The sequence below is a fragment of the Roseibium sp. QJM3NY_11 genome, from assembly GCF_056173175.1.
In genome coordinates this window covers 1,815,801-1,837,638 of the sequence record NZ_CM149660.1, presented here as the reverse complement: position 1 = coordinate 1,837,638, position 21,838 = coordinate 1,815,801, and the positions used below count along the sequence as shown (strand labels likewise).

Sequence of the window (21,838 nt, the reverse complement as noted above, 5' to 3'; positions counted from 1 at the left end):
AAGAGCGTCGTGTGCCCGGTCAACGGGCCCCGAGCCTGAAACAAACGCCCTGCCGGGCACAGGTATCGGATGTTCTGATACGCCGGCCCGTCCAGTCAGATCGAGCCGATGGTCTTCAGCTTGATGCGCGGATGCACTTCCGCCTGACTCATGATGGTCGTGTGCGCGCGGAAGCGTTCGACGATGGAGCGCACGAACGGGCGGGTCTGCGGTGAGGTCAAGAGCACCGGAACCTCGCCCTGCTGGGCGGCCTCCTCGAAGGCATCGCGCACGCGGCCGACGAATTCCTGGAGTTTGCTCGGCTGCATGGCAAGCTGCCGGTCGTCGCCCTCGCCGACGATCGCCTCGAGGAACGCCTGCTCCCATTGGGGCGACAGCGCGACCAGGGGCAGATATCCGCCCGGCGACAGATTGGCGGCGCAGATCTGGCGGCCCAGGCGGGTGCGCACGTGTTCGGCGATGGTATCGGTGTTCCGGGTCATGCCGGTGGCCTCCGAGACCCCTTCCAGGATGGTTCCCAGATCGCGCACGGAGATCCGCTCGTTGAGCAGGGTCTGCAGCACACGCTGCACACCGGACACCGTGATCTGCGACGGAATCAGATCCTCGACCAGCTTGGCCTGCTCGCCTTCCAGCTCCTTCAGGAGTTTCTGGACATCGCCATAGGTCAGCAGCTCGCTGATATTGGCCTTGATCGTTTCCGTCAGATGGGTGGACAGAACGGTGGCCGGATCGACCACGGTATAGCCGCGCAGGGACGCGTCCTCGCGGTACTGGGCCTCCACCCAGGTCGCAGGCAGGCCGAAGGTCGGCTCGGTGGTGTGCGTTCCCGGCAGCTTGACCTGACCACCGGCCGGATCCATCACCATGAAGTGGTTCGGATAGAGCACGCCGCGCCCGGCCTCGACCTCCTTGACCTTGATCACATAGTCGTTCGCGCCGAGCTGAATATTGTCGAGGATACGCACGGGCGGCATGATCACGCCCATGTCGCCGGCGACCTGGCGGCGCAGCGCCTTGATCTGTTCCGTCAGGATGTCGCCGTCGCCCTGGGCTTTGCCGTTGATCAGCGGCAGCAGCGCGTAGCCCAGCTCGATCCTGAGTTCGTCCATCTTCAGCGCATCGGTGATCGGCGGCTCGGGCGGTGGCTTGGGCGCTGCCTCGACCGCCTTGTCCTTGGCGACCTTGACAGCGTCCTGCTTCTTCTTCGAACTTGTCTTGTAGGCCAGATAGCCGGCCAGACCGGCCAGGCTGATGAACGGAAAGATCGGCATGCCCGGCAGCAGCGCCAGGACCACCATGACCGCCGCGGACATGCCGAGCGCCTTCGGATAGCCGGTGAACTGGCTCGTCAACGCCTTGTCGGCGGCACCATGGACGCCGGCCTTGGAGACCAGAAGGCCGGCCGCGGTCGACACGATGAGCGCCGGGATCTGGGAGACCAGACCGTCGCCGATGGTCAGCAGCGTGTAATTGTTGGCCGCCTCGCTGAAAGACAGCTCCATCTGGGCAACACCGATGAAGATGCCCCCCAGGATGTTGATGAAGGTGATCAGCAGACCAGCGATGGCATCGCCGCGCACGAATTTGGAGGCACCGTCCATGGCTCCGAAAAAGGAACTTTCGTCCTCCAGGGCCTTCCGGCGCGACTTGGCCTCGCCTTCGTCGATCAGGCCCGCGGACAGATCCGCGTCGATGGCCATCTGCTTGCCGGGCATGGCGTCCAGCGTGAACCGGGCCGCCACTTCTGCGATACGGCCCGAGCCCTTGGTGATCACGACGAAGTTCACGATCACCAGGATCGCGAACACGATGATCCCGATGACGAAATTCCCGCCCATGACCAGGTTGCCGAAGGACTGGATGACATTTCCCGCCGCCGCCGTCCCTTCGTGTCCGTTGGCCAGGATAAGCCGCGTCGAGGCAATGTTGAGACCGAGCCGCAACATGGTCGCGATCAGCAGAACGGTTGGAAACGACGAGAATTCCAGGGGTCTCTGGATGAACAGGCCGGTCATCAGGACCAGCACCGAAAAGATGATCGACACGGCCAGGAACATGTCCAGCATGACCGGCGGCATCGGCAGGATCAGGAGCGTCAGGATCACAAGGATGCCGGTCGCCAGACCGATATCGCCCTTGCGCAGGGTGTCGATCAGCTCCCGGAGGCTGGGCAGGCCGGAAAAGCCGCCCCCCTGCGGGGGAACGGCAACCGCTTTCTGCTCCGGTGCGGCTCCGTCTTGTCCGCCTGCTGCCGTGTCCGACATTCCGCTTCGGTATCCTCAACTGCGCCAAAAGGGTGTTCCCGGCGCCGATTTCATTGCCCCGGGGTCCGACCGGGCCGATTCTGTTGTTTCGGCCCTTACCGGGCCGGGGTCTCACATGCGGGCTTCGCCGGGAGCCGGAACGCTGACCCCTTCATCGGTATATTGATTCAGCTTGTTGCGCAGGGTGCGGATCGAGATTCCCAGAATTTTCGCCGCGTGGGTCCGGTTTCCGAGGCAGTGATCCAGCGTGTCCAGAATGAGATCCCGCTCCACGTCGGCGACGGTGCGCCCCACAAACGAGCGTGTCACCGCTTCCGCCGTCTGGGCGGCCCGCTCCGCCGCGCCCTTGGAGCCGCTCAGTGGCGAGCCGTCCGGCATGCGGATCGCCTCGACGCCGATATCTTCGCCGCTGGCCAGCAGGATGGCCCGGTGGATGGTGTTTTCCAGTTCGCGCACGTTGCCCGGCCACGGATTGGACATCAGCGCCTGGCGCGCCTCGGCGGAGACCGGCCTGATCGGCACCCCGTTCGCCTCGGAATAATGCTTGATGAAAAACTGGGCGAGTTCCATGATATCGGCCGGCCGCGCCCGCAGCGGAGGCAGCTTGAGGTTCACCACATTCAGCCGGAACAGAAGGTCTTCACGGAACTGGCCCTGACGGACGCTGTCGGCCAGATCCCGGTTGGAGGTCGCCAGGATACGGATGTTGACCGGCACCGGGCGGGTGCCACCGACGCGATCGATCACCCGCTCCTGGATGGCGCGCAGCAGTTTCGCCTGCAAGCGCACATCCATCTCGGAAATCTCGTCGAGCAGCAGCGTACCGCCGTCGGCTTCCTCGAACTTGCCGATCCGGCGCGCGACCGCTCCGGTGAACGCGCCCTTCTCGTGACCGAAAAGCTCGGACTCCAGAAGATGTTCGGGAATGGCGGCACAATTGATCGAAATATACGGCTTCGACGCTCGGTTGGAGCACTTGTGAACGTGCCGGGCGATCACTTCCTTGCCGGTCCCCGACTCGCCCGTGATCAGCACGGACGCCTCCGAGGGCGCGACCTGTTCCGCCAGTTTGACAACCGACGCCATGGAGTCGTCCCGGTAGATCAGGTCGCCGCGCTCCTGCGCGACCGCTGCCAGCACGGCGGCGATCAGTTCCGGATCCGGCGGCAACGGAATGTATTCCTTGGCCCCTGCCCGGATGGCGGACACGGCCGCCTGCGCATCCGTCTCGACGCCGCAGGCAACCACGGGCACATGCACGCGTTCGCTCTGGAGTTTGGCGATCAGGCCGGCAATATCGAGATGCACCTCGACCATCAGGAGATCCGCGCCACGCCCGGACCTGAGCACTTTCAACGCGCCCTCGACATCGTCCGCATGGGTGACCTGAGCCCCGCCCTGCATCGCGATCTTTGAGGCCATTGTCAGCTGGCCGCCGAGAGTTCCGACTATTAACAGACGCATCCGCTGTTCTTCCTATCGATCCGTCTTGATTATTTCCGTCATGGTCACGCCCAGCTTGTCCTCCACCAGGACAACTTCCCCGCGCGCGACCAGACGGTTGTTCACATAGATGTCGATGGCTTCACCGACTTTCCGGTCGAGTTCGAGAACGGTTCCGGACGCCAGTTTCAGAAGCTCGGACACATGCATTTTCGAATGCCCGAGAACCGCCGAGATCCGGACCGGGACGTCGAACACGGCTTCGAGATCCGCCGCAGACTGGGCCACGAGCGGCTCACCGTCATCGGCCGGACGCTCCGGTGCTTCCAGCTCGTCGAGCGGGATGTTTGTGTCCTGTTCGTCGCTCATTCGTCAGTTCCCTTTTCCGCCGGTGCGACGGGTGCCTTTGCGCGTTTTTCTGAACTTCGCGCCCGCAGGTAGGTGCGTATGCTCGCGTCGATCTCTGTCTCGAGTGCTTTCCGGTCCCGCCGGATGCCGCCGTCCGCCCATTCGATATGGCAGTCCCCGCGACTTATTTCGGGTTCTCCGAGGATCACCAGACGGCCTTCGAAGCCCTTCTCGTCCACGATGGGATCCACCTGGCTCTTGAGCGCCTCGACGTCTTTTTCCGCAATACGGATGACGAGATGCGGAGCATTGCGCAACGGTCCCAGGCATTCTGACACCAACGCCACCGTTTCCGCCAGCGGCTGGCGTGCAATCAGGTGTGCACACAGGCGTCTGGCCACAAGAAATGCGAGGCTGATGGCGTCTTTCTCGCGGGTGGCCTGCACGTCATCGAGAGTTTTCAGGACATCGCCGACCGCGGACACCAGGTGGCCGACTTCCGCGGTCAACAGAGTCTCCTGCTTGGTCTGCAGATCCTCAAGCGCCTTCGCCCGGCCTTCCTCGAAGGCCTGGGCCTTCGCCGTCTTCAAAAGCTGCTTGTGTTCACCGACCGGCATCATCGGGATTTCCGGTTCGGGCGGCGCAACCACTTCCGGCTCCTCCGGTTCGGAGAAGTCCATGTTGAACAGATATTTCGACGGGTTGGTCATGCTGCCCATTCTGTTGTAGCTACCTGCCGGCTCACGCATCAGTAAATGATCTCGTCATCGCTCTTGGATTTGGAAATCATGATCTCGCCCTTCGCGGCCAGATCCTTGGCCTTGTTCACCATGCTCGTCTGCACTTCGTCCACGTCGCGCAGCCGGACGGGTCCGAGCGCGTCCATGTCGTCCTGCAGCAACTTCGCCGCCCGCGACGACATGTTGCCGAAGAAGAAGTCCCTGGCCGCATCGGTGGAGCCCTTGAGCGCGATCGCCAGTTGGTCCTTTTCCACGTGGCGCAGCAGGGTCTGGGCGCTTGCCGCATCCAGCTTGAGCAAGTCGTCGAAGGTGAACATAAGCGTCTTGATGCGGTCGGCCGCCTCGCGATTGTCTTCCTCGAGCGCCGCCAGGAACCGGGCTTCCGTCTGCCGGTCGAAATTGTTGAAGATCTCGGCCATCATCTCGTGGCTGTCGCGCCGCGAGGTGTTGGTCAGGTTGGACATGAATTCGACCCGGAGCGTCTGCTCCACCTTTTCCAGAACATCCTTCTGCACCGCGTCCATGCGCAGCATGCGGCTGACCACTTCCAGCGCCAGCTCTTCCGGCAGAATGCCGAGCACCCGGGCCGCATGGTCGGAATTGATCTTCGACAGCACCACCGCAACCGTCTGCGGGTATTCGTTCTTCAGATAGTTCGCGAGAACGTTCTCCTGCACATTGGAGAGCTTCTCCCACATGTTGCGCCCGGCCGGACCCCGGATCTCCTCCATGATGACGGAGACCTTGTCGCCGGGAAGAAAACTGCCCAGTAGCCGCTCGGTGGCGTCCACGTTTCCGGTCAGGGCGCCGGTGGAACTCACACGCCGGACGAAGTCCTTGAACAGGTCCTCCAGCATGGTGGGGGTGACGGGACCGAGATTGGCAAGCGCGGCCGATACCTGGCGCACCTCGATCTCGTCCAGTTTCTGCCAGATCGGAGCGCCATGGGTTTCTCCGAGGGCCAACAGCAGAACAGCGGCCCGCTCCGCGCCCTTGAGCTCGCGATCCTCCTCGTCGGCATTGACCTGAAGCTGGTTCTGTAATTGATCGCTTGCCATCAGGCCGCCTGCTCATCCAGCCAGCCGCGGACGATGGTCACCGCTTCGGTCGGATGGTCCTTGATCATTTCGCCAACCTTGGTAATCGAGCTTGCCTGCATGGCGCCTTCCTGCTTGGCCTGTTCGAGCCATTCGATGACGAATGCGTCGTCTTCGGCGGCTTCCATAGGCACCTCCGTTTCGACCACAAGCGTGCCGTCCGGTCCAATCATCAGTTCCTGGGGCTGCTTTTCTTCCGGTGTGACGATCCGGCGAAGCAGCGGGCGGACCACGAACAGCAGCAGCAGCAGCGCGATCAGGAACAGGACGCCCAGTTCGGCAAACCGGATAATGTCGTCACGGGTGAACTCGAACAGGCCGTCTCCCTCGGCCAGAAGATCGCCCTGCGGCGGCATGGCAAACTGCAGGTTCACCACTTCGACACTGTCGCCCCGGCCCTGGTCGAAGCCGACTGCGGAGCGCACCAGAACGGCGATCCGGTCCAGGGTTTCCTGGGACCGGGGCGTGTAAACGTTGTCGCCGTCGCCGTTTGGCTCGTAGGTGCCGTCGACCAGGACGGCCACGGACAGGCGCTTGACCTGACCTGCCTCGACAATTTCCGTCCGGGTCGAGCGGGAAATCTCGTAGTTGACGATCTCTTCGGTCAGCGTCGCTGTATCGCGCTCGCCTTCGCCCTGCCCCGCGTCCGCATTGGGAAGCTGGTTGCCGACCGTCACCTGCCCGTTCCGGGACACGGCGGAGGAGGCCTCTTCCTTGGACTGGGTCGAGCGCACCACCTGGCCTTCCGGGTCGAAGGTTTCAGTCGTCTCGGTCAGGCGGTTGTAGTCGACTTCCGCATTGACCCGGACCCGGGCCCGGCCCGGACCGACCACCGAATTCAGGATCTCCTCGATCTGGTCGCGCAGCCGGGTCTCCACCGCCACGGTCCGCTCCTGCAGGGAGGCGGAAACCATGCCGTCCTCGTCGTTGCCCACGCCAGAGGCCAGCAGACGGCCGCTTTCGTCGACGATCGACACCCGGTCCGGGTCCATTCCGTCGACGGCCGTGGCGACCAGGTGTTGAACCGCGCGGATTTCTCCGGGGCCGAGAGCACCGCGCACATTCAGAACGATGGAGGCGGAGGGCGGACGGCGGTCCTTCTGGAACAGCTGCCGCTCCGGAATCACCAGGTGGACGCGGGCGGCACGAATGCGGTCAAGGGAGCTGATAGATCGGGCCAGCTCACCCTCGACGGCTCTGAGATGATTGATGTTCTGAACGAAACTGGTCGCGCCGAGCGTGTCGCTCCGGTCGAAGATCTCGTAACCGATGGAGCCGCCCGTCGGCAGGCCTTCAGCGGCCAATTGCATCCGCAGCCGGTCAACCTGCTCCCTCGGCACAAGAATGGTCGATCCCTGCCGCTTCAGCTGAAACTGCACGCCCTGGCTTTCCAGCTGGGAGACGACGCCCGCGGAATCCTCCAGCGTGAGTTCATTGTAGAGCGTGGTCATCTGAGGCGCCGTAACCCGGAAGATGATGAACGCGAACACACCGATCAGGATCGCGGCAACCGCGCCCATCGCAGCTATGCGCGTTGGCCCCAAGGCTTTTATGAAATCTGTCAGTCCGTTCACGAATGCCCGCCCGCATTTGAAACATGCCACTACCGTTATTAGGGGAGTCGGCTTGGCACGCCACACCTTCGATGGGCAAAATTTGCCGCCCAGACGGTTAACAAGAGGTTAACGACCCGGGCTGCGCGATCGCGAATTGGCGGCTTTCCGCGTTTTCGCTTAATGCAAAACGCAACTCAGGTGGGGAAAAACTGCCTACCGCGTTAATGTTTGGATAAGTTTTGCCCGGACTTCGCTCGGCGGCCCTGTCCGAACACACCGGGCATCACGGCTCCGAAGGCGCGCGCAAGCGACACGACCGCGCCTGGCCTGAAATCCATGTGGCCCCGGAAGTCACTTGAGCCCGGCGGCACACATGGCCGTCGGCGATGGCCCTGATTGCCTCGGCGCGGACAAAAACCGGACAAAAAAAAGGCCGGCACAGCCGACCCTTCCAAGGCGCAACGCGCGCCTTGTTTTCCGCAATGGTCCCGGTTAGTTCCGGTATTGCTGGACTCTCGTTGCCCGCAAACCGGCCAGGCCGTGCTTTTCGATGGAGCTCTGCCAGGAGAGGAATTCCTCCACTGTCAGAGTGTATCTCTGGCAGGCCTCCTCCAGAGACAGAAGACCACCGCGAACAGCAGCGACAACTTCCGCCTTCCGGCGGATGACCCACCGTTTTGTCAACGTCGGCGGCAGGTCCGCTATGGTGAGCGGGCTTCCGTCGGGTCCGATGACATATTTAACACGCGAACGAATTTGTTCGGTCATTGTACTCTCACACTAACCATGACCAAGGTTTAGAGAGATTACAGGATGTCGCTTAACAAACGACTAAAGCAAAATTGAGTTTTTATTAACTATAAAATCCAAATTTAATGAATAGTATTTACGATTTTACGAAAAGATATACTCCAATTGTAAATGCCCATAACAGGTTTTGTTAACCATGTTTACCTGCTCGTGCAATTTGCGAGGCAAAGCGAACAGACTCGCAAATTGCGCAAGCGCCATCCACGACCCCTGATCCAGATCCGTCTCATCATTTTCGGGAGTCAATCGAGCAGAAGGCCTTCAGCGCCCGGCCCGCCCTTGTCCGGCCGAAACGCCAGTTCTCCGGCCCTTCCGGTACGAAAGCCGTACCGACCGCCTTCAAACCGGTCGGCGGAGAGCGCCGCCCGGACGGACCCACGGAAAATTCAGGCGCGCCCGGGAAAGTGGCTCAGCTCCCGGGCAGGTCAGAATGCGGCAGGACGCGTCAGGACGGGCGAGCGACCGACATGACGGCACTGACGGGGAAACGCTGATTGCCCACCTGCAGGATGGGCTCGCCACTGGACCAGTCCACACTGTCGACAACCCCGGAAACGGTCGTCCGCACGGATTCCGACCGGCTGGACGCGTCCTTGACGTCGAAGGAGATGGTGTAGAGCCCGTCGACGGCGTCCTGACCGGAATCCGTCTGGCCGTTCCAGTGGAAGGTTCCACTGCCCGCGTCCAGCTCCACATCGCCGCTGTAGACGACCGCTCCACCCGAATTGCGGATCTCGAAGGTTCCGGTGGCGGCTTCGGTGATGTCGTAGTCCCAGCTTGCCTGGCTGCCCGAGAGCGCCGTGGTCGAGGCATCGGCCGTGACTTCATTGCCGATGTAGTTGACATAGCTGAGGCTCTGGCTGCTTTGCAGCGAAGCTATGATTTCCTCGAGATTCTTGTTCTGCTGAATCGACTGTTCAACATTCGAATATTCCACCAGCTGCGACGTGTATTCCGCCGAGTCCAGCGGATCGAGCGGATCCTGATTCTGGATCTGCGTCGTCAGAATGTTCAGAAACAGCTCGTAATTCGCGATCAGGCCCGACTGGCTGCCGGCGGCACTGCTGCCGGCGGCAGCTGCGGATGTCGAAGGTATTGTGGTCATGTTTCACTCCTGGGCCGGATACCGTGCCCTCTATACTTTCATGTCCAGGCCGCCGCGCTGTTCGGCGAGCATCAGCCGGACCCTGTCGCCGGCCTCCTGATCTGTGTCGGACGATCCGTCGGACGCGTCCTCTGCGGAAGCCGATTGCCGGTCGCCATCGCCCTGGCCGGAAGCGAAGTCACCGCCGCCGTCCTGTTTCAGGGAGAACTGCAGGTCTCCGGTGTCGGCGGACATGCCTGCGGCTTCCAGGGCCCGTTCCAGGCCCCGCTGGTCCCGCAGGAACATGTCGAGCGTCTCCGGCCGTTCAACGATCAGATGCGCCTGAACGCTGCCGTCGGCAGACACCTTCATGTTGACGTCCACACGACCGAGTTCCGGCGGGTCGAACCGCACCTGGAACCGGGTGTGTCCGTTTTTCAGGTTCCGGACGATTTCGGCCGCAACCTGTGTGGCCGCGTGAGAGGACTGGGTCTGGGTGGGCGTTTGCAGGCTTTCCGTGCGCATGGCGCCGTTCAGGTCGCCGCCGCGCACGCTCGCCGTGATGAATTCCGTGCCCGCTCCGGGCTCCGGTGTGCCGGCGGGAAGCTCGGCGTCCTCCGGCAGCAGAGCCGATGCTGCAGCAAGGGCGGCCTGAGGCCCGGCGGCACCGGCCTGAGCGTCGAGGCGCGCCGCCGGCCCCCGGCCGGTTTCAGCCCCGCCCTGACCGGCGCCGGGAGATGCCGGCCCGGTGGCCGTTTGCGACGTACCGGCCGCGAGCTTGTCGGACGCCCCGCTCTCGCCTCCGGCGGATGAACCGTTTTCAGGCAGCGGCGGCAACAGCCCGCTCGCCGCATCCCCGGAAGACGCCGCAGCCCCGGCCGCAACCGGAGCCGGCGCAGCGCCGGTCTGGGCAGGACCTGCCGTCGTCGCGGCAGCCTCACCCGTTGCGCTCCCGCCGGACGGCGCCGCCGTCACAGGTACGGTGGCAACCGGCACCGGCAGGGCCTGACCAGTGGCCGGACCGGCACCCGCCGGACCGGACTGGTCCGGTTTCGACCCGTTGCCGGCCGGCAGCGCTCCGGCATTCATCGTTGCGAGGGCGGCCTCACTGCCCACCGGCACACCCGCTGCTGCCAGGCCGGCAGCTGCAAGGCCGGCGGAAGCCGCCGCCGGAGTTGCAGGCACCTGAACCGGTGCGGGTGCCCTGAATTCCTGGGCCAGTTCGTTGGTCCAGCGCCGCCCGGCCTTGACCGCATCCTGACCGGAGGCATCCACCGAAACGGCCGGGCCTGCGCCCTCACCTGCCCCCTTCGTGCCTCCTGCGACCCCTGCCGCTGAAGACAGCTGCGGATCTGCGGCCCCGCCGCCGGCAGCAAGTGCAATCCCGCCGGCCGCGCCTGCCACTGAACCGGCGCCATTCCCAGTTCCATTCCCGGCGCCAGTGCCGGCACCCAAAGGCGCCGCGCCCGAAGGCACCGGCCCCGAAGATGCCAGACCCGGCGCAGATACAGATGAAGTTCCGGAACCGCCCCCCGGCACGGCCGCATCAGGCAACGCCGCTTCCGCGCCAGGAAATACCGGCGCCATCGCGGCTACGGCCGGAACGGCCTCGCCGGGCATCGGCATGTCGGAAGTCTGCTCGCCTGCCTGTTCTTCGCCCGGTACCGCATCACCCTCCGGCACCGCACCCGTCGCGGCCGCCTGCGCGGCCCCGTCCGGACCTGCCCCCTCGGCCGGATCTGTAAGCAGGGCCACCGTCAGCGGCTGAGACGGCGCCGCAGCGTCTCCGGCGGCCTCGCCCAGCACCCGGATCGCGTCATTCGCCGAGCTTGTCTGCGGCTGCCCCTGCGCGACGGCTCCAGCCTGAGTGGCCGCGCCCGGATCGGCTGCCGCAGCGTCCTGCGCGCCAAGCGCCTTCAGCTCGTCGGCAAAACCTGTCTCCCGCGCTCCGGGCCCGGAATTCGCGGCAAGCCCACCGGCGACCGCGCCCGCAGCCCCCGGCACTTGCCCGGCACCGGCAGCAAGCGCCCCGGCAGATACATCCGTTGTAAGTCCAAATGGCAGCACGTGCGCCCCCGAAATCTTCGCCCGTCACTGCGGGCACATGTCGTCGGAGGAACAGAAGCAAACATCGGGCCAACCTGATACTTTCAAAAGACGACTGAATTCATTGAGGAAATACTCACCTGCCTGCCCGGGAATGCGGGCGGCGGGCGGCAAGCTTTGCCGGTCAGGCAATGCGTGCCTGCCATGTTGGCCCCGTGTGCTGACCCCGCGTGCTGCCCTGTTATGCAGAGAGCGCATTTGGCATCCTCCGCCCATATCTGTATAGTGCCGTCAACGATACGTATTGGCCCGGGGAAGCGTCCCCGAGATCGGCCCGCGTCCTCCTGACCGGAGCGGGCGGCCCGGATGCGCAAAGCGTCCGGTGCGCATGATCGGCCAGGATTTCTGGAAGCTTGAGAGAATGCGAAACAGTCTGGATCTGCCCGGCCGCCCGGAAGACACGCGCGTTGTCGTCGCCATGTCCGGTGGTGTCGACAGCTCGGTCGTTGCCGCCCTGATGAAGCAGCAGGGCTATGATGTCGTCGGCGTCACGCTGCAGCTTTACGATCATGGCGCCCTGGTCGCCAAGGCGAAGTCCTGCTGCGCCGGGGTCGACATTCACGATGCCCGCCGGGCGGCGGAGACAATCGGCATTCCCCATTACGTTCTGGATTATGAAAGCCGGTTCAAGGAACAGGTGATGGACCGCTTCGCCGACAGCTATATTGCCGGCGAGACGCCGATCCCCTGCGTGTCCTGCAACCAGACGGTCAAATTCACCGACCTCCTGAAGACCGCGCGGGACCTGGGCGCAGACGCCCTGGCCACGGGCCATTACGTGCGCTCCGAGGCGGCGGGCAACAGGCGCGCGCTCTACCGGCCCGCCGATCTCGACCGGGACCAGAGCTATTTCCTGTTCGCCACAACCCAGGAGCAGCTCGACTTCGTCCGGTTTCCGCTCGGCGGCATGCCCAAGTCGAAAGTGCGCGAACTGGCCGCCGGATTCGGCCTGTCGGTTGCGGGCAAGCCGGACAGCCAGGACATCTGCTTCGTGCCGGACGGCGACTATGCCGCCGTCATCCGCAAGCTGCGCCCCAACGCGGCTGAACCGGGCGCGATCGTCCATATGGACGGCAGGACCCTCGGCCGGCACGACGGCATCATTCATTACACCATCGGCCAGCGCCGCGGCCTCGGCGTCGCCACCGGCGAGCCGCTGTATGTGGTTCGCCTCGACCCGGAGGAACGCCGTGTGGTGGTCGGCCCGCGCGCCGCGCTGGCGACCCGGACGATCCTTTTGCGCGAGATGAACTGGATCGGCGACCAGCCCCTCGACGAGGGCGACGAGATCGAGATCTTCGCCAAGGTCCGCTCCACCCGCCCGCCGGCGCCGGCGACCTTGCGGATCCTCAACGGCAAGGCCTTTGTCGACCTCTCCAGCGCGGAAACCGGCGTCGCCCCCGGCCAGGCCTGCGTCTTCTTCGACGGCGACGATGAAACCGCCCGTGTTCTGGGCGGCGGCTGGATCCACAAGACCGAGCGCACCGGCTCCTGGACCATCGATTTTCCACAGGACGAAGCGCCGGTTACGGCCGCCTGACGGGCCCGGCAAAAGAATGCGCGCGGGCGCAAGATCCACGCTTGACGCCCGCCCGCAGCCTCACTATAAGCACCCCACGTCGCGAGGGGCCTTCCACGGTCCTGCCGCATGGATGGCGGAGTAGCTCAGCTGGTTAGAGCAGCGGAATCATAATCCGCGTGTCGGGGGTTCAAGTCCCTCCTCCGCTACCATTTCCCTGAAAATATGGAAATTTCTGTTTTCGACGTCAAAACCGTGTTGCGCACCCACGTCAAAACGCGCGTTACAAAAACTGTTGCGAGCACCTCTTTCGTTGGCATAGACGTGTCCCGAAAAATGGACAGTGCCACCTATGTAGCCTCAAAATCCTTTCCCCCACGCCTCCCCCAGAGTTCTTTGATCATGGCGCAGCCCGCCCGCGTGCGTTTCCACAGCACAGAGACTGAGTGACAGGGTCCAGGGCATTGAAGCCGTTGAGGAACTGTAGGAAAGCAATCCTTTTGCCGCAGCCGCGACACTTGTAAAGTGTCCTGACATTGCTAGGCTTCGGATTGCAACCGGAATGAAGTGCCCGGGGAGGTACAAGGGCGCATAATCGGAACAGACCTGCAGGGGCGAACATGTGATCGACGAACGCGCTTCAAACGAAATGAAAACGCCAGCCGAAGAGGCAGGCCGGAAGGCCGGCGGTAGGGTGCACGGGCCTGCGAGGACCAGCGTCAAAATTCGGCTTGCGGATAGCTCGGAGGCGGATTGCCTTGCCGGGATCCATCTGGCGCGCGAGGCGCACGGGTGCACGATTTTCCGGGACATTCCGTTTTCCGAAGACAAGGCCCGGGCGATCTTTGACAAGGCCGTGGCGCAGCCGGAGCGGTTCGGGCTGATCTTTGCTGTGCCGGGCGGCGACATGCGGCTCGCCGAGGACGGTCTCCTGGGCTTTGCCTCGGTCCATGCGGGCGAGCATTTTCTGGGCACCGGCACGCTGATCGCGACGGTGCAGACGCTGAATATTTCCCAAAAACTTACCTGCACGCTGCTCGGCGGCAAGGTCGCCCTCCGACTCGTCCAGGCGGTGCGGCAATGGGCCAAGGAAAGGGGCTGCGCGCATCTGCTGGTGCATGTGACCAATGGTGAGAATGCGGAAGACGCGGACCGGTTTTTCCGGCGCTGCGGGATGGTCACGGTTGGGGGGAATTACTTCGACAAACTTAGAGTATTTTAGAGCTGAAAATTGAATTAATATTTGGGGAATGTAATTGAAATACGCTTGGATCATTGTTGCAATAAATGCTGCAATAGCAATTTTTTGGCTTAGCACAAATGTGGGCAGTTTTTTCTGCACGAACTATAATAGTGTTAATCATATTCCTGTTGTAGAAGAAAATTATAGAAGATATTTAAATTACGATCTTCTGAATGGAAGTGTTTGTTTTATTTCCTCATATTATATTATCCAAAGTTCTCTAGCAATTGCTACACCTATCATTTTGGCAATTGCATACCTAAGTATTTTCAAAAAAAGATATCAAATAACAATGGAAAGTATTATTTCGTCTATTTTTGCGACACTTCTATCATTTTTACTGTCATTTTTTGTTTGCTACAAATTATCAAATGAAACAGATTTAACAAAGCTTCAATTAACCTACGGATGGTATAGTATATTTCACTTTTTTATAACTTTTACAACTTTCTCAATATTCTTTTATGCATTTCTGTTGAACGTGTTCGGCGCAATTTCACACAAGGGTAGTAAAAATGGGTAGCGGCCTCGCAGTTATGGCGGACGACGCAAATGGTATGATCTCCTCAGTCTACGGAGCGGTTGGCGGTGCACTACATCACTTTAGTATGAGAGGGCTTGGTTATTCTATCGGGGCAATGGGTGTCACGGAGTCAATCGAAGTAATCGAAGTAATCGAAGTAATCGAAGCTTACAAATCGGGTATACCCGGACAAGCGCAAGTCCAGGCAGGTGGCTGGGTTGGGGGGCTTTCTGGGGCTACGCTTGGCGCTGCATTTGGCGCTGAATTTGGTGGCATCGCGACGGGGGGAGTCTGATTGGAGCAGTGTTTGGTGGAGCTTTCGGAGCATATCACGGGGGCAAGCATGGCGAAGCCGCGATGGAGCGGATTGTAAAACACGTTTATGAAGGCGGTCTTTCTGGACACCCAAATACCTTCCCTGACGCTTATGAAAATGTTCCACTACAGGAGCTCATCTGGTCCCAGTTTTTGCATGGAATTGAATTACGTTTTGTTGACTTCGGAACGCGATGTTTTGAGGCAGGAACGCGGATCTGCCTAGAGAATTGCGATACGAAAAACATTGAAAAAATTGTTCCCGGTGACAAAGTTATATCCTTCGACCCTATCGGAGACAACGGTCGCGGTGCCCTCGTTCCCAACAAAGTTCTCCGCACTTTCACAAACATCACCGAAGAGTGGCTACGTCTGACTTGGTCGGAAAATGGCGAGGCAAAAGAACTCGTCACCACTCCAAGTCATCAATTCCTGACCACCCATGGTGGATTTCGCGAAATCGAAAGCCTCGTTGCCGGCGGCAAAGGCACCGTGGTTCTGGCCGACGGCTCCGAGACAGTGGTCTCCTCCGAGCGCATCGTCTATTCCGCCGAAACCGCCGACATGTTCGAGCAGGCGGAAGGCTATGTGTACCCGGAAAACGGCAATCTGGCGCTGAAGCCGGTCTATAAAAAAGGCTGAAAGACCTACAATTTCGAGGTTGAGGACTTCCATACCTATGTCGCCGGCGGTGTGCGGGTGCACAACGATTCCTACAATAACGGCACAGGCTTTGAGTACCCCGGTTGGGAACAACTTGACGGCCAGGCGACTGTTGAGCTGAGCAATGGCGGCTTGATGCCACTGAACGGAAATCTTGTCATCGGATACCGCTTCGGGCAGGCCGAGACTTACAGAAACACCCCGACCGCGATAGCGGAATCCGTCGCATTCGGAATGGGTGCCGCGGGGGCTTCCGGTACCGACATAGCTTTTGCCTCTTGGCGAGAACAAACGTTGCATCGTCAGACGGCAAAGCAGAAAGATGCAGGACTGCTTCCGGAGCCGATCACCGACCCACACGAATTTTCCAAAATCGAAGCTGCAATCAAGCACGCTCGCAACAAGGGTGAGAGCGTTGCCGCCGCGTCCGGCGCGGATCAGAATTCGGGACAGGATCCCGAAGGTGCGCGCGTCGATACCAGCCAGTCGCGCACGACGGGCCAAGGCACTGGCGGTCTAGGAGACTATGACAATAACGGTGTTGTCAGCGCGAAGGAATTCCGTCGGGCGGAGCAGGAAGATCTTTACGACAACAAGAAAACCAAGAAGTCGGGCGGAGAGAGTGACACCAGCACAAAGCCCGTCCTCCTCGACCTGGACGGCGACGGCCTTGAGGTCACGGCCCTGGACCGCTCGACGGTGTTCCTCGACACCGGCGGCGACGGCTTTTTGCATCGCACGGCCTGGGCCGGCGAAGGCGACGGGGTGCTTTATTTCGACCCGGACGGGCGCGACGAGATCACGGAAAAGCGCCAGTTCGTCTTCACCGAATGGGACCCGACGGCGACCAGCGACTTGGAAGCTCTGGCCTCGGTTTTTGACAGCAACGGCGACGGTGTGCTGAACGCGAGCGACACGGATTTCCAGAAATTCAAGGTGATGGTCACCCTGCCGGATGGGTCAACCGTTTCCAAAACACTCGCCGAACTCGGCATCACCGAGATCGACCTGACGGCGGATGCGAGCAACATTGAGCTTTCCGACGGGTCCGTGATCACCGGCAAGACGACCTTTACCCGCTCGGACGGCACCACCGGCACGGTCGGCGACATGCTGCTGGCCTCGGAGGCCGAGGGTCACCGGGTGGAGCAGGTGGAGGCCGTCAATGGCGACCGGCCGGTCTGTGGAAGGAGACGCAGACGGGATCTGAGGGCTGGCCGGCAGCGCGCCCGGCGCCAGGTCGAGACCGGAACGTTGAACCAAAACCGGCGAAGCATCCCTGGAAATGGCGTGGCTCGCGTGCGCGCGTTTCCACAGCGCAGGAGCGGTGCGGCGGGGTCCGGGACATGGAAGACGCCGGGGAATGGGTGGAAGACAGCGTTTCCGGGGCAGCCGGGGTGCTTGTAAACAGTCCCAACATTGCTAAGGTCCGGATTGCAACCGGAATGAAGTGCCCGGGGCGGTACAAGGGCGCATAATCGGGACAGACCTGCAGAGGCGAACACGTGATCGGCGAATGCGCTTCAAACGAAATGAAAACGCCGGCCGGCGTAGCGGGCCGGCAGGCCGCCAGTAGGCCGCACAGGCCTGCGAGGACCAGCGTGAAGGTTCGGCTTGCGGATGGCTCGGAGAGCGATTGCCGGGCCGGGATCCATCTGGCGCGCGAGGCGCACGGGTGCACGATTTTCCGGGACATTCCGTTTTCCGAAGACAAGGCCCGGGCGATCTTCAAGACGGCGACCGGCCAGCCGGACCGCTTCGGGCTGATCTACGCCGTGCCGGGGGTGGACGAACCGCTTGCCGAAGACGGGCTTCTGGGTTTTGCATCGGCGCAAGCGGGTGAGCATTTCCTGGGCACCGGCACGCTGATCGCGACGGTGCAGACGCTGAACATTTCCCAAAGGCTCTCCGGCACCCTGCTCGGCGGCAGGGTTGCCCTGCGGCTGGTGCAGGCGGTGCGGCAATGGGCCAGGGAAAGGGACTGCCGGCACCTGCTGGTGCATGTCACTAGCGGCGAAAACGCGGAGGATGCGGACCGGTTCTTCCGCCGCTGCGGGATGGTGACGGTTGGGGGGAATTATTCTGATTTGTCGGCGGAATTCTAAAATACTTCGTCGTATTTCAATCGATAATTCTTGGCACATTCGAGTTAAAGAAAAGAATGTGGCAAGCATCTTGAATATGGGAGTGTTGCCTTGAGGAACCATCTATCAACATTAATACTATCAATTTTATTCGCCATGAGCGTAAGTGCGGGAGGTGCCCGCGGCGATGTTAAACCAATCAACCCTGTTTGGTCTGTCGACGAAGACTATATTCGGAACTTTCTGATTTCTATGATCCGCGTCTATTCGTTTTATGGCGAGGTAAAGGAGAAACCAAATTCTTCCGATTTCATATTCGTATCGGGTGACCATTACTTAAAAGAAGGGAAGATGAACTTACAAAAGGTAGCAAAATTTTTTCCGGATTTGAGGCCTGAAGTAGCGCTTAAGTTCCAAGGAGAATCGGATTTTTGTTTGATCATCAAGTTGCAGAACGAAAATTTAGTTAGAATTGTTGGCATAAACGATTCAAGCGCTGGTGACAGACCGCAAAATTTAAGCTGTGTTTTGCAGGTTTTTGCATACAAGCTTACAGAAAACAAAGATTTTCTTCTTTCTGGAAATAGCGTTGAGGGCAAGGCAAGAAATTTCATTGATCTATTGAGAGAGAAATACTGATGGAAGGTATATTTACTAGGACGCAGTCCTACGATCCCTATGATTACCATGATTTTAGATTTTACTCGCCGGGAGATGCAGGAATATTCACTAATCAAACGCGCTCCAAAGAAGCAGGACCATTTGAATTTGGAATAAACAACGAAACAAAATTCTCAATAACAGGCGACGTAAAGAAGAGTACTAAGTACGAAGGTTCTTTAGATTTTAAGGCTATTAATGGAACTGTAGCAACCGATGGGAAGGTCACGGAGTTGGGTCTAGGGAAAGGCCCTCTTAGCGTTACCATCGATACCGATGCTACTCTAGGACTCACTGCGCAGCTTCCGATTGCAAAAAATATTGATTTTGGCGCCTATGTGGAAGTAAAAATCAGGAGCTTCTATGATAATTTTTTAAGTTTTTCAAATATACTGGTTGCGCTTGATAAGGCGCTTAATAAAGCAATTCGTGAAAAGGCCTTTGAGAGCGCGATAAACCATTGCTTTGCACAGGGAACCAAAGTCTTACTTTGCGAAGGGGAATCGATTTCAATTGAGGAAATAGAGGCTGGGGACCGTATATCCGCGTTTAATCCAAGCAATGGAGACGGTCGCAGTGCCCTCGTTCCTAAAAAAGTTGTCCGCACCTTCACCAACATCACCGAAGAGTGGCTGCGCCTGACGTGGATCGAAGATGGCGCCGAAAGAGAACTCGTCACCACGCCGGGGCACCAGTTCCTGACCGCCCATGGCGGCTTCCGTGAGATCGAAGGCCTCGTTGCAAGAGGCAAAGGCACCGTGGTGCTTGCCGACGGGTCCGAGGCCGAAGTGACCTCCGAGCGCATCGTTTATTCCGCTGCAACCGCCGACATGTTCGAGCAGGCCGAAGGCTACGTTACCCCGGAAAACGGCAACCTGGCACTGAAGCCGGTCTACAAAAAAGGCTGGAAGACCTACAATTTCGAGGTCGAGGACTTCCATACCTATGTCGCCGGCGGCGTGCGGGTGCATAACGATTCCTGGACCGATCGCCAAGGATTTGACTTTGGTCCTCATACTGAATTTGACGGCCAAGTATGGACGTTGAGCTATGGGCAGGTCGACAAGGACGGCAACCCTACGCTTGCTTCTCTCGATGGGAGGGCATTGAGTGTCGACGTAAAGGACGTCACAGATTACTTGACGGATCTCGACCCCGGTTATCGCGACAGCCGATATGGCCGCGCGGAAGCAGCCGGATATGCGACTGCAAAAGCCGGTTACGACAATGCCTCGGTTCGGGCTGCGGTCGTTGCCGAATACATGGCAAGAGGGGGCGGGAACGAGAGCCCCATCGACATCATTTTTCAGGATAGAGCCCATCGGAATGCTACCGCAGCCGCGTCCGGCGCGGATCAGAATTCGGGACGGGATCCCGAAGGTGCGCGCGTCGATACCAGCCAGTCCCGCACGACGGGTCAAGGGAGCGGCGGTCTCGGCGACTATGACAACAACGGTGTTGTCAGCGCGAAGGAATTCCGTCGGGCGGAACAGGAAGAGCTCTACGACAACAAGAAAACCAAGAAGTCGAGCGGCGAGAGTGACACCAGCACAAAGCCCGTCCTGCTCGACCTGGACGGCGACGGCCTCGAGGTCACCGCTCTGGACCGGTCCACCGTGTTCCTCGACACCGGCGGCGACGGCTTTCTGCATCGCACGGCCTGGGCCGGCGAAGGCGACGGGGTTTTGTACTTCGACCCGGACGGGCGCAACGAGATCACGGAAAAGCGCCAGTTCGTGTTCACAGAATGGGACCCGACCTCGACCAGCGATCTGGAAGCCCTGGCCTCGGTGTTTGACTCCAATGGCGACGGCGTTCTGAACGCCGGCGATGCCGACTTCGGCAAGTTCAAGGTGCTGGTGACCAATGCGGACGGGTCGACCACCTCAAAGACCCTGGCCGAACTCGGCATCACCGAGATCGACCTCACTGCCGACGCCTCCCAGATTGAACTTTCCGACGGGTCCGTGATTACCGGCAAGACGACCTTTACCCGCAGCGACGGCACCACCGGCACGGTCGGCGACATGTTGCTGGCCTCGGAGGCCGAGGGCCACCGGGTGGAGCAGGTGGAGGCCGTCAATGGCGACCGACCGGTCTGTGGAAGGAGACGCAGACGGGATCTGAGGGCTGGCCGGCAGCGCGCCCGGCGCCAGGTCGCGACCGGAACGTTGAACCAAAACCGGCGAGGCATCCCTGGAAATGGCGTGGCTCGCGTGCGCACGTTTCCACAGCGCAGGAGCGGTGCGGCGGGGTCCGGGACATGGAAGACGCCGGGGAATGGCTGGAAGACAGCGTTTCCGGGGCAGCCGGGGTGCTTGTAAACAGTCCCGACATTGCTAAAGTCCGGATTGCAACCGGAATGAAGCGCCGGGGCGGTGCAAAGGCGCACAATCGGGACAGACCGGCAGGGACGAACGTGTGACGGGCGAACGCGTTTCAAACGAAATGAAAACGCCGGCCGACGCGGCGGCCCGGAAGGCCAGTGGTGCGGACGCGCCCTTGCGGACCAGCGTCAAAATCCGGCTGGCGGATGGCTCGGATGCGAATTGCCTTGCCGGGGTCCATCTGGCGCGCGAGGCGCATGGGCGTACAATCTTCCGGGACATTCCGTTCTCCGAAGCCAAGGCCCGGGCGATCTTCGACAAGGCCATGGCCGAGCCGGAGCGGATCGGGCTGATCTATGCTGTGCCGGGGGCGGGTGAGCCGCTCGCCGAAGACGGTCTTCTGGGTTTTGCCTCGATCTATGCGGACGAGCATTTTTTAGGGCAAGGCACGCTGATCGCGACAGTGCAAATACAGCAAAGTAGAGTGCAATGAGAAATTTTAAGCAGAGAGTGCCTGATGCAGTATTTCTGACTATTTCTATTTTTTTTCTAATTTTAGTGATGTCAGGGATCTATGGTTTTTTTTATGTTCCGCAAGATGAAATAGAGATATATCATATTCTCCTGGCTTTACTGATGTCTTTTATTTGCTTTATTTACTCGCGGCGTGAAATTCTGGTGCAGGTAGATGAGGAAAAGCATGAGTTGAGTATTATGGAAAACGATGAGGTTATTTTAGATGCAAAAATTGAGAGTGGCCTGATCAATGTGAACTTGTCTTCGGCAAAGTATTCTGTTTCAGAATATAGAGTGGAGAAAATTCCCATAATATACAGATACAACTTCATTATGCCGAAATCAAAAGAACTGATTTTCAGCAGGTTTTTTCTTAAGGAAATTTCAAAATGAGTATTTTTGGCGCCGCTTTTTCTTTTGCCTTGGGTAAATTTGCTCAAGGCGCGGCAAGTAAAGTGGCTGCGCGCATCTGCTGGTGCATATCACCAATGGCGAGAACGCGGAAGACGCGGACAGGTTCTTCCGGCGTTGCGGTAT

The 21,838-nt window shown here is 60.2% G+C and carries 18 protein-coding genes and 1 tRNA gene; 10 read left to right on the top strand and 9 right to left on the bottom strand.

The window, feature by feature from the left end; translation table 11 throughout:
• Positions 1 to 95: 95 nt before the first annotated feature.
• The 9 genes from flhA to AC0VX3_RS08330 all read right to left on the bottom strand — a co-directional run bounded on the left by flhA (position 96) and on the right by AC0VX3_RS08330 (position 11,412).
• The gene (gene flhA, locus AC0VX3_RS08370; protein WP_475524318.1) at positions 96 to 2,267 is read right to left on the bottom strand and encodes a flagellar biosynthesis protein FlhA; all 2,172 of its coding nucleotides are present in this window, start codon (positions 2,265 to 2,267) and stop codon (positions 96 to 98) included.
• Positions 2,268 to 2,378: 111 nt separating this feature from the next.
• Complete coding sequence (gene flbD, locus AC0VX3_RS08365; RefSeq protein ID WP_342895508.1) at positions 2,379 to 3,731, bottom strand: sigma-54-dependent transcriptional regulator FlbD; 1,353 nt, start codon at positions 3,729 to 3,731, stop codon at positions 2,379 to 2,381.
• Between the two features lie 12 nt (positions 3,732 to 3,743).
• A complete protein-coding gene (gene fliN, locus AC0VX3_RS08360) occupies positions 3,744 to 4,079 on the bottom strand; it encodes a flagellar motor switch protein FliN (RefSeq protein WP_342895509.1) in 336 nt (111 codons plus the stop codon).
• Positions 4,076 to 4,807: a FliH/SctL family protein gene (locus AC0VX3_RS08355; protein ID WP_475524317.1), complete on the bottom strand. Its 732-nt coding sequence runs from the start codon at positions 4,805 to 4,807 to the stop codon at positions 4,076 to 4,078. The genes fliN and AC0VX3_RS08355 overlap by 4 nt, the downstream gene beginning before the upstream one ends.
• The gene (gene fliG, locus AC0VX3_RS08350) at positions 4,807 to 5,856 is read right to left on the bottom strand and encodes a flagellar motor switch protein FliG (RefSeq protein ID WP_342895511.1); all 1,050 of its coding nucleotides are present in this window, start codon (positions 5,854 to 5,856) and stop codon (positions 4,807 to 4,809) included. The genes AC0VX3_RS08355 and fliG overlap by 1 nt, the downstream gene beginning before the upstream one ends.
• Entirely contained in the window at positions 5,856 to 7,469 is a 1,614-nt protein-coding gene (gene fliF, locus AC0VX3_RS08345) for a flagellar basal-body MS-ring/collar protein FliF (RefSeq protein ID WP_342895512.1), read from the bottom strand. The genes fliG and fliF overlap by 1 nt, the downstream gene beginning before the upstream one ends.
• 474 nt (positions 7,470 to 7,943) lie before the next feature.
• Positions 7,944 to 8,219 (bottom strand): CtrA inhibitor SciP, encoded by a 276-nt coding sequence (gene sciP, locus AC0VX3_RS08340; RefSeq protein WP_475524316.1) that lies wholly within the window; start codon positions 8,217 to 8,219, stop codon positions 7,944 to 7,946.
• Between the two features lie 487 nt (positions 8,220 to 8,706).
• Complete coding sequence (locus AC0VX3_RS08335; RefSeq protein WP_475524315.1) at positions 8,707 to 9,366, bottom strand: flagellar hook assembly protein FlgD; 660 nt, start codon at positions 9,364 to 9,366, stop codon at positions 8,707 to 8,709.
• Positions 9,367 to 9,396: 30 nt separating this feature from the next.
• Entirely contained in the window at positions 9,397 to 11,412 is a 2,016-nt protein-coding gene (locus AC0VX3_RS08330) for a flagellar hook-length control protein FliK (RefSeq protein WP_475524314.1), read from the bottom strand.
• A 400-nt stretch (positions 11,413 to 11,812) separates the two neighbouring features.
• Here AC0VX3_RS08330 and mnmA point away from each other — a divergent pair, with 400 nt between their 5' ends.
• From mnmA to AC0VX3_RS08280, 10 genes are all read left to right on the top strand, one after another.
• Complete coding sequence (gene mnmA / locus AC0VX3_RS08325; protein ID WP_475524313.1) at positions 11,813 to 12,991, top strand: tRNA 2-thiouridine(34) synthase MnmA; 1,179 nt, start codon at positions 11,813 to 11,815, stop codon at positions 12,989 to 12,991.
• A gap of 114 nt (positions 12,992 to 13,105) precedes the next feature.
• A tRNA-Met gene (locus tag AC0VX3_RS08320) sits at positions 13,106 to 13,182 on the top strand.
• Positions 13,183 to 13,826: 644 nt separating this feature from the next.
• Positions 13,827 to 14,192 (top strand): N-acetyltransferase, encoded by a 366-nt coding sequence (locus AC0VX3_RS08315; RefSeq protein WP_475524312.1) that lies wholly within the window; start codon positions 13,827 to 13,829, stop codon positions 14,190 to 14,192.
• Positions 14,193 to 15,039: 847 nt separating this feature from the next.
• The gene (locus tag AC0VX3_RS08310) at positions 15,040 to 15,693 is read left to right on the top strand and encodes a Hint domain-containing protein (RefSeq protein ID WP_475524311.1); all 654 of its coding nucleotides are present in this window, start codon (positions 15,040 to 15,042) and stop codon (positions 15,691 to 15,693) included.
• Positions 15,694 to 15,750: 57 nt separating this feature from the next.
• Complete coding sequence (locus AC0VX3_RS08305) at positions 15,751 to 17,121, top strand: EF-hand domain-containing protein (RefSeq protein ID WP_475524310.1); 1,371 nt, start codon at positions 15,751 to 15,753, stop codon at positions 17,119 to 17,121.
• Positions 17,122 to 17,315: 194 nt separating this feature from the next.
• Positions 17,316 to 17,819, top strand: coding sequence for a GNAT family N-acetyltransferase (locus tag AC0VX3_RS08300; RefSeq protein WP_475524309.1), 504 nt, complete (start codon positions 17,316 to 17,318; stop codon positions 17,817 to 17,819).
• Positions 17,820 to 17,954: 135 nt separating this feature from the next.
• A complete protein-coding gene (locus AC0VX3_RS08295) occupies positions 17,955 to 18,437 on the top strand; it encodes a hypothetical protein (protein ID WP_342895996.1) in 483 nt (160 codons plus the stop codon).
• On the top strand, positions 18,437 to 20,782 hold the full coding sequence (locus tag AC0VX3_RS08290) for a hypothetical protein (RefSeq protein WP_475524308.1): 2,346 nt from the start codon (positions 18,437 to 18,439) through the stop codon (positions 20,780 to 20,782). Before AC0VX3_RS08295 ends, AC0VX3_RS08290 begins: the two co-directional genes overlap by 1 nt.
• Positions 20,783 to 20,879: 97 nt before the next feature.
• Positions 20,880 to 21,278 (top strand): hypothetical protein, encoded by a 399-nt coding sequence (locus AC0VX3_RS08285; RefSeq protein WP_475524307.1) that lies wholly within the window; start codon positions 20,880 to 20,882, stop codon positions 21,276 to 21,278.
• A gap of 17 nt (positions 21,279 to 21,295) precedes the next feature.
• Entirely contained in the window at positions 21,296 to 21,694 is a 399-nt protein-coding gene (locus AC0VX3_RS08280; protein WP_475524306.1) for a hypothetical protein, read from the top strand.
• Positions 21,695 to 21,838 lie beyond the last annotated feature (144 nt).